Here is a 12,502-nt window from a genome sequence, read left to right as displayed (position 1 = left end):
AATCTAAAACGACTAATCCTTCTGAGTCAAGAGGATTAGTCGTTTTAGATTTTTCTTTACTCTCTTTAATTTGGTTAATTTTGTGCATTGTAGCACTGCGTTTTATTTTACATATACTGCCAATAAAGGAGGAGACTTATATGCGCTTTCTAAACACAAGATTTTCCAAGGAGATTACCATTGAAAATACAGACACTGTCCTAGAACAAAGTGAAACTGTTACCAACTCAATTCAAGAAGAAACTCCTCGAAACGCCTTAGAAACCATTCCTACCGCTCCAACTTCTACTAATCTTATGAGTAAACTCTACCGTAACCAAAAAACATCGACAACAGAGGCTCCAGAGAATCTCTACGAGAATGAAGCCTGGGCACCTAAAAATGAAATTATAGGTCTATTTCGTAAACGCAGAATGAATGTCGAGTAACACCTAAACACGATTTTGAAGAAAGGGGGGACTGAATTGGCCCCTGGATACACCCGTGTATATGCACCGGTATTACGAAGTCCTCTACTCTTTCATCAATCTACCGTGCATTCGGCTCCCACATATCATCCTACCCAGCCAGCCTCCGCTCTATCAGCACCTACTCTATATTACCCCCGTCCCTCACAGTATATGCTTCAACCCCAATACACGGTTCAAGCTCCATTTCCCATTTATTCTCACTCTTATCCTTACCATTCTGCTTCTCCACTACCCACAATCCCTTCCCAAATACCCTTCTCTTCGTATTCTGTTCCTAACTTCACTTATGCATCAACCGTCTCCTCTAAAGGATTAGCTCTCATTCTGATCGCAACTCTTATTTTAGTTGCACTTGATCTTGTGATTGTTCGCCCACAAAAACGGTAATTTCTTTATCTTATATCTTAAACTATCGAACCAAAAAGGGCCCGTGAGCGTCAAAAAAATAACGCTCACGGGTCCTTTTTCTAGTACCATTCAGAAAGTATAGTTTCGATTTTTGGATCATTTTAAATAATGTCAGCCACTTACCGACTTGCCATGTGTAAATACTTCAACCGTGCAGGTAGAACATCATTGCGTAGCAAGTCTGCATGGGTTTCACGCTTCACGATCACATCGGCTTGTCCGCTCTCCACAAGAACTACACCCGGGCGTGTAAGCCGATTGTAATTCGATGACATGGAATAGTTATACGCACCCGTACAAGAAACAGCGATTAGATCACCGGATTCAGCTTTTGGTAAGTCAATATCCCAAATCAACATATCACCAGACTCACAACACTTTCCGGTAACGGAGACAGTCTCCGTTGCCTCTTCCTTTGCGCGGTTAGCAAGAACTGCCTCATAACGTGCTTGATAAAGTGCAGGCCGTGGATTGTCCGCCATGCCCCCATCGACAGCAACATATTTCCGAATCCCGGGAATCTCTTTAATAGATCCAATGGTATAGAGTGTCGTTCCTGCCGTTCCGACAATAGAACGCCCTGGTTCAATAATAATTTTCGGACGCGGAAAGTTCTGCTTCTCACAGGCATTCTCCAAAGCGTCCTGAACTGCTTTAGCATAATCTGCGATCTGGGCGGGTTCATCTCCAGACACATAATATATTCCAAATCCTCCACCGAGATTCAATTCTTCCAGGTGGTAAGCTGTGCGTTTAAGGGTATCAGCCATATAATCAATCATAATCTGAACTTCGTGCCGGAAAGAATCTAATTCAAAGATTTGCGACCCGATATGAGCATGAATCCCTTTTACGACGAGGTTGGAATACGATAACGCTAAATCAATCGCCTGATCTGCTGTGCCATCCGGCAATGTAAAACCAAATTTGGAATCGATCTGACCCGTCTGAATATACTCATGCGTATGCGCTTCAATCCCTGGTGTCACACGGAGAAGAACCTCTACCCGAAGATTCATTTCTTGGGCCAGTTCATTTATTATATTCATTTCATAAAAATTATCGACAACGATTCGCCCTACACCCGCTTTAATCGCCATTGCTAATTCTTCACGAGATTTATTATTGCCATGAAAATATATGTGCGCAACTGGAAAATTAGCCTGCAGGGCAGTATAGAGTTCTCCCCCTGAGACGACATCTAACCCCAGTCCTTCTTCATCAATAATCCGGCACATGGCCAATGTTGAAAACGCCTTGGAGGCATAAATAACCTCCGTATTTTTTAGACCTTCCACAAACGAACTATGGTACTGTCGACAAATAGTTCGAATCTGGGCTTCGTCCATAATATAGAGCGGCGTTCCAAATTGCTTGGCCAATTCTACAGTGTCACATCCGCCAATTTCCAAATGACCCTGCTCATTTACTAGTTGTGTACCGTGTAGCCTCATTTACGTTTCCTCCCTTTTCCTAATAAATTACTATACATATCACAAAAATAAAAACGGCAACAGAAGGAGGTCCTCTGTTACCGTACAGTCTGCACGTAACATGACCCTCTTCTCCTGTTGGGAGTAGCTCTCCATACAATGTTTTTCCTTAACATTGTATGACAGTCCTGCAGTTCTTCACTACAGGCCCAGCACCAAAAACTGCGAATTTTTGGGCTTCGGCGAAATCTCCTTTCCCATGGGCTCATTAGTTTCCGCAACTTACTCCACAGTACTCTTGTCATTCGCGCCTCTACCGCACCTCCAAAGAGATGAGGCATTATTAAATTTCATTTAGTATACCAGACTTCCTTGTGAAGGTCAAAATATTTTTAGCTGTTATGTTTTTTCAAGCTCCCCGTTGTTCCCCCTGATGTCCCGTTACACCCATGCCATCACTAACACCGACCGTAGCCGACCACTTTCCACATCGATCTCCCCATCTTGCCAAATTTATACCATCCTGTTTGATTTCTACAATTTCACACCGATTTGCACACCCCGAGCATTCGAAGCTATTGGCCTGAAATTGAGTCTCAGCCAAATGTAAACCACGGAATCGAGTCGATGTCTCAGATCGCATTCCCACTTTCTCCTGAGCTAAGTACGCAGCTCCTAAAGCACCCATGACGCCATAATGTTCTGGTACGATCACAGGTTGTCCTAACTCCATTTCGAACGCTTTACATATTCCAGGGTTGGCGGCCACACCCCCTTGGAAAAAGATCGGACCCCGGATGTCTTTATTCTTACCGACGTTGTTCAGATAATTCCGTACCATAGCCTGACACAGCCCAGCTAAAATATCCGAAAGTGAATGCCCTAGCTGTTGTTTGTGAATCATATCCGATTCCGCAAAAACAGAACAACGCCCAGCAATCTGTACTGGATGCTTTGCTTGAAGGGCCAGAGGGCCAAATTCCTCAATGGGAATACCCAACCGCGCGGCCTGTTGATCAAGAAAAGACCCAGTTCCGGCTGCACAGACCGTATTCATAGCAAAGTCAGAAACAACACCATCCCGGAGAATGATAATTTTAGAGTCCTGTCCCCCTATTTCAAGAATCGTTTGCACCTCGGGATTCACCCGCGAAGCAGCCACAGCATGAGCCGTAATTTCGTTTTTAACGACATCTGCCCCTAACAAGGTGGCTGCAAGTTGGCGCGCGCTTCCTGTGGTTCCGACCCCTATAATCTCATCTGAATTTCCCATTTTAGTTCTTAACTGTTTAATCCCTTCTTGAATCGTTTGCATGGGGCGCCCCTGTGTTCTTAGGTAGAGCGCTTCTTTCACCGTGTTATCCGGTTGTAACAAAACGATATTTGTACTGACTGACCCGACGTCAACCCCTAAGAAATATTTATCGTCCCCCAACACTTAGCACATCCCCTCTTGTTTTTCCAGTTTCTCGTTGAAGGGTTTGAAGGTTTGACCTTTCTAGCAAATCCACAAACGCTTCTAAACGCGTTTGAACCCCTGCTTGCCCGGAATGTTCATCGATAATTAGAGTCATAATCGGAACCTTATAAGCTTCCTGAATCTTAGGCAAAATACTTGCCGCTACAATCTCAGGCATGCAAGTTAACGGGAAAATTTGTATAATCCCATCAAATCCTTCTTGCGCAAATTTCACGGCAGCTCCCACCGTTTCCTGTCCATGCCCGCCAACAAAGTGAGGCAAATACGGTTTGGCATGACGGGGATATGATTTAATAGAACGGTAGCCTGGGGCAAGACCTTGAAACACATGATTCCCTGTCCAGCCAGAAATATAAATGGAACGATCCACTTCCACGCCCAAACGTCCTAAGTGTCTTTCTACATCCCCTGAGGTGTAAGGATCGAGGATCGTGTAAATCTCACCGATAATCCCAATGCGCAGTGGTTCTCTAAGCCCGTCAGATGCGCCTTGTAGTTCCCATTGTCGTTCACAAATGCTCTCTTGTACCCAGCGAACCGTCTCCTTAAGCCCTTGATCTGTCATGGTCTGGGAAAGGCGCCTTTTAGCGTCTTCATAGAGTTTCTCAGTTTCCTTCGGCTGAGGAAGCCTAGGGCGAGCCGCATGAATCAAATCTTCGACTCGATCCAAGGCTACACTTTTCCGGTAGGCGAAACGCAGAGCCTTGATGATCTGTGCCCAGGAATTCTTCGTTCCTGCTAAATAACGAATTCGTTTGAACAACCCCAGCATACTTCCATCGGGTGGCTCAAGAATAACGACGTCATAATCATACCCTGCCTCCCTAAGGATCTGACGTTCCACTTCACCATACAAACCAAAGCGACAGGGACCAATTCCCCCGGTAATCACAATCGTATCCGCCCCATGATCCGCGGCTTCAACATAGTTGCCAAGATTCAATTTCAAAGGAAGACACGCGGATTCCGGTGATAATTTTGTACCTAGATTTAAGGTCCGTTTACTATTGGTTGGTGGGACCACCACCTCAACATTAAGGGATTCAAAGAGTGTTTGAATCACGATCCAGGCATTCCCCATATGTGGAAATGTCACCTTCATGGGCCTTCCTCCTTTCGACCATATCTAAAAAGGCTTCCAGCCGAGTGACAAGGCCTGCCTCACCACTGTGTTCGTCCAGGGTTACCACCATATAGGGTTTATGATGTTGCCGCGCAATAAGCGCCAACATTTCTTGAACCATGGAGTCAGTCCCACATCCGAAACAGGTCAAATAGATGACCCCATCAACCTGAGGATCTGTGACAAACTTATTCCCTGAACCATAGATTTGCTTAGCATGACTCCAAAACAGCTTTTTGCGTAACCCCGCTAAATGCGCGCTGACATCCGCTTGATTAACGTGCTCAGTTAATTCCACATCCGCTTTTTCGCGCAGCTTCCGGAGAATGTTCAGATTTACATAGGATTCTAACGTTAAGTAGGAATGCCCAACTAAAGAAATTTTCAGGCGATCAGTGTCCTGATCAATTACAGTTCTGGGCGGATCTGAACATTTTTGAACTGTTAATGGGTTCTTGGCAAGCACCCGCTCTTTCCAAGTTTTCACGTTAGACACAGGGTTCGTTAAACCTTTTGTAGCACGCTCTATCTCACGCATGCTCTCCTCAAAATCCCACCCAGCACCATTTGAAGCTTGATAACGTCTTTGCCACTCTTGACCTTCGGTAAAGGCTTTTCGTATTTCTGCCTTGCTCTTACCCAGTTGAAGGCCGAAGACCTGAAGGTCTTTTAAGACCTGACGTTGGCCCTTTCGCCAATTTAACACTACACTCAGAACTGGAATTCCAGGGGGAACGGCAGGCAGTAAACTTTCCGGAATTCCTAAGAATTTGGGGCAGCTGTAAGTGTCTGCCTCAACACTGACCATACGGGGCAAGAAAATCCCATCGACATCCTTTAACGCCTGTATATGCCCTGCAAGAAGCTTAAGAGGCAAACACGTTTCGTCACTGGCCTTTTTTAAACCCTGTTCCATAATCAATCGATGCGTAGGTGGGGAAGTCACTACTTCAATCTCTAACCGATGAAAAAATCCGGCCCAAAAAGGAAAATAATCAAAATAATAGAGAGCACGTGGAAACCCAATTTTCACTCAACTGCATCCTTTCATGGCCTATTTGTCGCCGCCCTCCGGCTGACGAACCGAATCTTGTGTTTTTAAAATACTCGGACGAGAATTTTTAATGGGAACAGGAGAGCGCACTAAGATCGTCCCCAGTGCTTTGATATCTAAGGGAAGGAGGGGCCAAAGATATGGCACACCAAACGACTTTGTCCGCCATAAGAGAAAGAACATCGCAGCCGCTCCGATCCAAAACCCTAGGAAGTTAAAGAGACCCGTCATAATAATCAGAAAGATCCGCATCAATCGATTCGCTAAGCCCAATTCATAACTCGGAGTCGCATACGTCCCAACAGCGGCAATAGCAATATACATGACTACCTCTGGAGAAAACAGCCCCACTTTGACCGCTATATCTCCAAGCATAAAGGCAGCGATCAAACCCAAAGCCGTCCCCAAAGGGCCCGGGGTGTGAATTGTACCCATGCGCAAAAGATCCACCCCGAACTCAGCCACCAAGACTTGAAAAAGCAAGGGGATTTTTGCTGGTTTCATAACCCCGATGAACTGAAGCCAGTCTGGTAGCAATTGCGGATTTAGGGCTGCGCCCAGCCAAAGCGGAAGAAGAAAGAGCGATGCAAAGATCCCACCGAACCGTATCCAGCGGAGATAAGCCCCCACGATCGGTTCCTGACGATATTCTTCTGCATGCTGAACATGGCTCCAAAAGGTCGCCGGTGCAATCATGACGGAAGGAGAAGTATCGACAATGATAAGGACATGTCCTTCAAGTAAATGAATAGCCGCAACATCCGGACGTTCGGTATAGCGCACACGGGGGTAGGGATTCCAGATTTTACTACCAAGAATAAATTCCTCAACACTTTTTTCCGCCATAGGAATCCCGTCAATTTTAATCCCTTGTACATCTTTTTGGATCTTCTTGACCATATCTAAGTTCGTAATATCTTCAATGTACACAATGCACACATCTGTTTTGGATCGTCCTCCAACTTGAACTAATTTCATACGCAGTTTTGGATCACGTAACCGTCGACGAATTAAAGCCGTGTTCATCACAAGGGTCTCCGTAAATCCATCACGAGATCCACGAGTTACACGTTCAATGTCCGGTTCCTGAGGTTGACGAGAAGGATACGTCCTGGCATCGACGATAATGGCCTTTTCTTGTCCCTCCACAAAAATCGCCATGGGGCCAGACAAAACAAAATAGAATACCTTATCCATGGTTTTAACTTCTGAAACCTGTAGATTTACAATCCGTCCTTTCACTAATTTATCCAAGGTATTAACAATTAAGTCAGAGCGTTCCAAGTCAATCAAAGCATCTAAAATATAACTGGCGACATGCGTGTCCACCATCCCGTTGACGGAATAAATGGCTACTTTCTTACCGCCGATAGACATCTCCCGCAGGACAATGTCGAAACAATCTGGAACTCCCAATTCCCGATTAATGTAATCGACATTTTCCTGATAATTCTTACTTACGGGCACGTTCTTTTCGCTTGAACTATTATCCACCTACACACCCCCCTAAAGAATCTCTTTATCCAATTGACTAACATCCGCTAATTCGTACATCTTGCATCGAACTTCGCGCCTCGATCATGCCCTATCCTTTGGGGTTAAACGTGACTGACATTAAATACCCGAAAAAAACCGCCGCGGCGATCCCTACCGCCGATGCTTCAACACCACCAGAAAAAGCACCTATAATCCCCCGTTTGGCTACCGCTTCCATAGCCCCTTTTGCGAGGCTATACCCAAAACCAGATAAAGGGATCGTGGCTCCAGCCCCTCCCACTTTCACTAAAGGTTCGTACAATCCCAACGCCCCGAGGATTGCTCCACCCGTCACAAAGGAAACAAGGACATGAGCGGGAGTAAAGGCCGGTTTTGTTAAATCCATCAGAAGTTGCCCAATCACACAAATCGCTCCTCCGACAATAAAAGCCGGAACAATCATATCAAACATATGTATTCACTCCTTTCACGCCTCAATCACGACTGCATGCCCAATACCGGGAATGGATTCTCCTTGCAGTGCTGAAGTTGGGCTATGCAAGGCACCACTGCCAACTAATAAAACTCGCTTTAACTCTCCCACTTTAATTCTCCTCATAATCTCTCCAGCAAAAACTACGGAGGAACAACCACATCCACTTGCTCCCGCGTGGACATCTTGGCTGGCGTCAAAAATCATAACCCCACAATCCGTAAATCCGGTTCCCATATCAATCCCACTTTGCTTTAGGACTTCACCCGCGAGAGCCAAACCGACTGCTCCCAGATCCCCAGATGCCATCAGATCATAATCCTCTGGTTTGCGCTGTAAGTCATGGAAGTGATTAAGAATCGTATCGGCCACTGCAGGGGCCATGGCTGAGCCCATATTATTGACATCCTTTTCAGCAAAATCAATGACTCTTCCAAGAGTTGCTGAGGTGATTCGCGGCCCCTTCCCACTTCGTCCGAGAAGCACACTTCCTGCACCAGTCACTGTCCACTGCGCGCTCATTGCCCTTTGCGTACCCTGTTCCGTTGGGGAACGAAATTGTCGCTCAGCAGTATCATGATGACTGGAGACACCAACCAAAACATACTGGGCAAAACCTCCATCAATCAACATGCTCCCAAGTGCCATGCCCAAAGCCATTGTAGAACAAGCACCATAGATGCCAATCAAAGGAAGCGCCATTTGACGAGCAGCAAAATTGGAGGAAATCATTTGATTTAATAAATCTCCTGCGAGCATGAAGTCAATATGATCCTTCGGAACGCCCGCTTGACTAATGGCTCCCTGCATCGCCTCTTGGAGCATTTTGCTTTCTGCGACTTCCCAGGACTTTTCCCCATTAAGTTGGTCTTTCCATACCCGACTAAATGTCTTTCCGAGAGGGCCTTGCCCCTCTTTGGGACCCACCACAGAGTGCGACGATAAAATAACCGGGGGGTTGGCAAACACCACGGTTTGATTTCCCATTCGTTTTAGATCCATCCCTTAATTCATCCCCATTCAGAAGTCATCTCTGCGCATTAGTGTAAAAAGAAAAAGACGATACCGACCACAATCGATGTGGCAATACCATATACGAGCACAGGCCCCGCAATCGTAAACAACTTCGCTCCGACACCCAACACATAGCCTTCCCGCTTAAATTCCATGGCAGGTGCTACTATGGAGTTAGCAAACCCAGTGACCGGGACGATGGAACCAGCTCCTCCAAATTTTCCAATCTCGTCATAAACTCCCAAGCCTGTTAATAAGGCTCCTAAAAAGATCATGGTTGCTGTGGCCGCAGTCGATGCTTCAGTACGACCCAACCCGTAAGTAACAAAGAGATTGATGATAATCTGACCAAGCGCACAAATTATCCCCCCCACGACAAAAGCCCGCACCACGTTTTTAACAATGGTCGGCCTAGGTGTATATTGCTGCGCTAACGCTTTATATTGCTCTGGGGTTATTGTGACGGCAGGCTGGCGTAAAGTTTGCTTAGCCATCCTAATTCCTCCTTTAACACTGACAGATAAGTCTATTATTGTCTAAATGGCTAAATATATACTAAGGAAATCAGTCTTTATCGAAAATTCCTAATTTCGACACAGCTTTGCAAGGAATTTACTAAAAGTAAGCAGGAAAATTATGGGTAACATCGAAACTGTATGTATTGTGATAAAATTTTAGGGGGACTGGTCTTGAACCTTGAAAAGAAGATAGAGCGCCTAACCCTACTCTTGCGCTTAGACGGAGAATTGGATATGCACACAGCTTCTATGGTAAGACAAGCCATTGACATTGAGATTGAGAAACGAGGAATTCGCACAGTTATTCTTAATTTTCAAGACGTTCGGTTTGTCGACAGTTCTGGACTCGGTGTAATCTTAGGCCGCTACAAGAAACTTCTTCCCCTAGGAGGGAAGCTTAAAATCACGAACGTACCTCCACACATTTATAAAATCATGGAATTATCCGGACTACCCAAAATCATCAGTTTCTATTTGGATGAAGCGCACGCTTACGAGGAAGGAAGGGGAGCCTAAATGAAAACCAATCAAATTAGCCTTACTTTTTCCAGCATCTCTGAAAATGTAGGTATTACCCGTTTACTCATTGCTTCAGTGGGAGCGCAACTTGATCTTCCCCTGAATGACATCGAAGAACTTAAAGTCGCGGTTTCCGAAGCGGTTTCCAATGCCATTATCCATGGATACAGCAATAATCCTGATTACATTGTTTTTCTCGATTTAGACATCGCTAATGACACTCTCAAGATTGTAGTGCGAGATGAAGGGTGTGGAATTCCAAATGTTGAACAAGCGATGCAACCTGCTTACAGTACGGATCCGGAGCGAATGGGCCTAGGCTTTGTCTTTATGCAATCGTTCATGGACGAACTTCAAGTAGAATCTACGCTTGAAGTGGGAACAACTGTGACCATGATGAAGCATTTCAAGCAAACACCCATCTCCTCGCATTAGGGGGGCGCGTTATGATTCAACGACTAACCGAAATGAATCTCCCACACTTCCCGCTGCTCTCTGATAAGGAGATGATGCAAAACCTCCAGGCTGCGAAAGATGGAGATGCTGTGGCCCGCGAGCGTTTAATCAATTGCAACTTAAAACTTATTTTTAATTTAGTTCAGCGTTTTGCCCATCGCGGCTATGAAATGGAAGACCTCTTTCAGATTGGAACGATTGGCCTAATTAAAGCGATTGACAAATTCGACTTTACCTACGGGGTGAAATTTTCGACCTATGCGGTTCCGATGATTATCGGCGAAATTCGGCGTTTTCTCCGAGATGATCACCCAGTTAAGGTTCCTCGTTCCTATAAAGAACTTGTTTATAAAGTGAATCGCGCACGCGATGAACTTTCTGCAACATTAGGTCGTGAGGCAACGATCGGGGAAATTGCCACAAATATTGGGGTTGAGCGGGATGAGATCGTCGCCGCACTAGAAGCCATCCAAAATCCTACCTCTATTTATGATACTCTTTACCAAGACGACTCCGATCCCATCTACGTTCTCGATCAACTCTCTGAAGAAAAGACACTTGACCCCAGCTGGTTTGAAAAGATTGCCCTCAACGAAGTCCTCGATAAATTACCCGAACGAGAGAAGCGTGTCCTCTTAATGCGTTTTTACGAAGATAAGACACAGAGTCAAATCGCCAGTCTTCTTCATCTATCACAGGTGCAGATTTCACGTATCGAGCGAGCTGCTCTTCTCAGGATTCGAGAACTATCACAGATCAGTGACCGTTCAGATTTAATTGAATCCGAACCAAAATCCGAATCTGACCCGGACTAAACCATCTCAAAAACTTCTGAGATTCTAGTAGCCAAAAACTCCCTTTAGGGTTCGCGTCACCTGTTCAACAACTCCTGCTCTTGCCACGGGGTGATCAGCCACCAAATTTACGCTTGCTTGCAGTTGATCATTGCGATAAAGGAGGATTTCCCCTAACCTTTGTCCTTTTTGAATCGGAGCACTGATTTCAGGGTTGAGTTTTGTCTCTACCCACAAATTCTTATCCTTCCCTTTTTCTACGGTTGCACCCAAAGTTTTTTCAGTAATCGCGTTAACCTCATTTTCCGATCCTTTGCGAACCTTAACAACACCCTGCCTTTGTTCAGCCGGAGCAAACTGTTTAAACTCATATTTCGCAAAACCATAGTTATAAATTTTCATCGATTCCGCAAAATGTCCTCTAACTTGGGATACCCCCATGACGACACAAATCAACCTTAAACCATTTCTCTCAACGGTCGAGGCCAAGCAATACTTAGCTTCATTTGTCCACCCTGTTTTGAAGCCATCCGCCCCAGGGTACCACCATAATAACTTGTTCGTATTCCAAAGCTTAAATTTTCCATCGCGCAAGTCATACTCTTTCATGCTGGTCAACTTCCGGACCAAAGGATAATTAAGTGCTTCTTTAGCAATTAACGCTAGATCAAACGCGCTCGTATAATGCCCCTCTGCAGGAAGACCATAAGCATTTACAAAGTGCGTGTTTTTCAAACCTAAGTCTTGAGCCTTACGATTCATTTCTTCCACAAAGGCTTCATGGGTCCCGTCAATATGTTCCGCCACGGCAACACAGCCATCATTGGCTGACCCAACAGCAATAGCAATTAACATCTGCTCTAAGGTGAACGTTTCTCCCGGTTCAAGGTAAATTTGGGACCCCCCCAGTTTGCTGGCATTATCGCTAGCAGTCACTTTGTCCGTCAATTTTACTTTTCCGGAAGCCACCGCATCTGCTGCCACCAGTAAGGTCATGAGTTTCGTGACGCTTGCTGGTGGTAATTCTTTATGCGATTCTTTTTCATAGAGAATTTGACCGGAAGCCGCATCCATAAGAATGGCACTTGTGGCTTCAGTCTCAATCTCGACACCAAGCGCTGATTGGACGTTAGCAAAGCCTATGTTTCCGAGCGTGAGCAGCATGGCAAGAACGATTGCTAAACTTTTTCGCATTTTGAACCCTCCTCCTTTATGTGTGATGTTATTATTCCCGAAAATGAAAATTATATTGAATGAATGATAT

13 protein-coding genes and 1 riboswitch are annotated in these 12,502 nt (G+C 45.3%); of the genes, 4 read left to right on the top strand and 9 right to left on the bottom strand.

Annotation, left to right across the window (positions count from 1 at the left end; genetic code table 11):
* Positions 1-428: hypothetical protein (locus tag DSOL_RS21060; RefSeq protein ID WP_207649660.1), on the top strand; the 428-nt coding region annotated here is incomplete at its 5' end.
* Between the two features lie 569 nt (positions 429-997).
* On the opposite strand, the gene lysA is transcribed toward DSOL_RS21060, so the two are convergent.
* From lysA to spoVAC, 8 genes are all read right to left on the bottom strand, one after another.
* Entirely contained in the window at positions 998-2,332 is a 1,335-nt protein-coding gene (lysA, locus tag DSOL_RS21055; RefSeq protein ID WP_075366750.1) for a diaminopimelate decarboxylase, read from the bottom strand.
* Between the two features lie 116 nt (positions 2,333-2,448).
* A riboswitch (Lysine riboswitch) is annotated at positions 2,449-2,635 on the bottom strand.
* An 85-nt stretch (positions 2,636-2,720) separates the two neighbouring features.
* On the bottom strand, positions 2,721-3,749 hold the full coding sequence (locus DSOL_RS21050) for an acyl-CoA dehydratase activase (protein WP_075366749.1): 1,029 nt from the start codon (positions 3,747-3,749) through the stop codon (positions 2,721-2,723).
* On the bottom strand, positions 3,733-4,893 hold the full coding sequence (locus DSOL_RS21045) for an acyl-CoA dehydratase activase-related protein (RefSeq protein WP_075366748.1): 1,161 nt from the start codon (positions 4,891-4,893) through the stop codon (positions 3,733-3,735). The genes DSOL_RS21050 and DSOL_RS21045 overlap by 17 nt, the downstream gene beginning before the upstream one ends.
* Positions 4,835-5,947, bottom strand: coding sequence for an acyl-CoA dehydratase activase-related protein (locus DSOL_RS21040; protein WP_075366747.1), 1,113 nt, complete (start codon positions 5,945-5,947; stop codon positions 4,835-4,837). Before DSOL_RS21040 ends, DSOL_RS21045 begins: the two co-directional genes overlap by 59 nt.
* A 21-nt stretch (positions 5,948-5,968) precedes the next feature.
* Complete coding sequence (locus DSOL_RS21035; protein WP_075366746.1) at positions 5,969-7,462, bottom strand: spore germination protein; 1,494 nt, start codon at positions 7,460-7,462, stop codon at positions 5,969-5,971.
* 91 nt (positions 7,463-7,553) lie between these two features.
* On the bottom strand, positions 7,554-7,916 hold the full coding sequence (spoVAE, locus tag DSOL_RS21030; RefSeq protein WP_075366745.1) for a stage V sporulation protein AE: 363 nt from the start codon (positions 7,914-7,916) through the stop codon (positions 7,554-7,556).
* A gap of 15 nt (positions 7,917-7,931) precedes the next feature.
* Positions 7,932-8,939 (bottom strand): stage V sporulation protein AD, encoded by a 1,008-nt coding sequence (spoVAD, locus tag DSOL_RS21025; protein WP_075366744.1) that lies wholly within the window; start codon positions 8,937-8,939, stop codon positions 7,932-7,934.
* 38 nt (positions 8,940-8,977) lie between these two features.
* The gene (gene spoVAC / locus DSOL_RS21020) at positions 8,978-9,445 is read right to left on the bottom strand and encodes a stage V sporulation protein AC (RefSeq protein WP_075366743.1); all 468 of its coding nucleotides are present in this window, start codon (positions 9,443-9,445) and stop codon (positions 8,978-8,980) included.
* Positions 9,446-9,640: 195 nt separating this feature from the next.
* On the opposite strand from spoVAC, the gene spoIIAA reads away from it, so the two are divergent.
* From spoIIAA to DSOL_RS21005, 3 genes are read left to right on the top strand one after another with little or no spacing between them, the layout of a single operon-like run.
* Entirely contained in the window at positions 9,641-9,985 is a 345-nt protein-coding gene (spoIIAA, locus tag DSOL_RS21015) for an anti-sigma F factor antagonist (RefSeq protein WP_075366742.1), read from the top strand.
* The gene (gene spoIIAB, locus DSOL_RS21010) at positions 9,986-10,423 is read left to right on the top strand and encodes an anti-sigma F factor (protein WP_075366741.1); all 438 of its coding nucleotides are present in this window, start codon (positions 9,986-9,988) and stop codon (positions 10,421-10,423) included.
* Between the two features lie 11 nt (positions 10,424-10,434).
* The gene (locus tag DSOL_RS21005) at positions 10,435-11,259 is read left to right on the top strand and encodes a SigF/SigG family RNA polymerase sporulation sigma factor (protein ID WP_075366740.1); all 825 of its coding nucleotides are present in this window, start codon (positions 10,435-10,437) and stop codon (positions 11,257-11,259) included.
* Positions 11,260-11,283: 24 nt separating this feature from the next.
* Here the strand turns inward: DSOL_RS21005 and DSOL_RS21000 are convergent, their stop codons facing one another.
* Entirely contained in the window at positions 11,284-12,432 is a 1,149-nt protein-coding gene (locus DSOL_RS21000) for a D-alanyl-D-alanine carboxypeptidase family protein (RefSeq protein WP_075366739.1), read from the bottom strand.
* Between the last annotated feature and the right edge of the window lie 70 nt (positions 12,433-12,502).

Origin of the sequence: Desulfosporosinus metallidurans, from assembly GCF_001936615.1 — a bacterium.
Taxonomy (GTDB): Bacteria; Bacillota; Desulfitobacteriia; order Desulfitobacteriales; family Desulfitobacteriaceae; genus Desulfosporosinus; species Desulfosporosinus metallidurans.
This window is presented reverse-complemented; position numbering and strand designations above follow the sequence as displayed.

What these genes read in the sequence shown, in the direction of transcription:
- spoVAC (WP_075366743.1), bottom strand. Translation starts at nt 9,445, where the DNA reads ATGGCTAAGCAAACTTTACGCCAGCCTGCCGTCACAATAACCCCAGAG.
- DSOL_RS21000 (WP_075366739.1), bottom strand. Translation starts at nt 12,432, where the DNA reads ATGCGAAAAAGTTTAGCAATCGTTCTTGCCATGCTGCTCACGCTCGGA.
- spoIIAB (WP_075366741.1), top strand. Translation starts at nt 9,986, where the DNA reads ATGAAAACCAATCAAATTAGCCTTACTTTTTCCAGCATCTCTGAAAAT.
- spoVAE (WP_075366745.1), bottom strand. Translation starts at nt 7,916, where the DNA reads ATGTTTGATATGATTGTTCCGGCTTTTATTGTCGGAGGAGCGATTTGT.
- spoVAD (WP_075366744.1), bottom strand. Translation starts at nt 8,939, where the DNA reads ATGGATCTAAAACGAATGGGAAATCAAACCGTGGTGTTTGCCAACCCC.
- lysA (WP_075366750.1), bottom strand. Translation starts at nt 2,332, where the DNA reads ATGAGGCTACACGGTACACAACTAGTAAATGAGCAGGGTCATTTGGAA.
- DSOL_RS21005 (WP_075366740.1), top strand. Translation starts at nt 10,435, where the DNA reads ATGATTCAACGACTAACCGAAATGAATCTCCCACACTTCCCGCTGCTC.
- DSOL_RS21045 (WP_075366748.1), bottom strand. Translation starts at nt 4,893, where the DNA reads ATGAAGGTGACATTTCCACATATGGGGAATGCCTGGATCGTGATTCAA.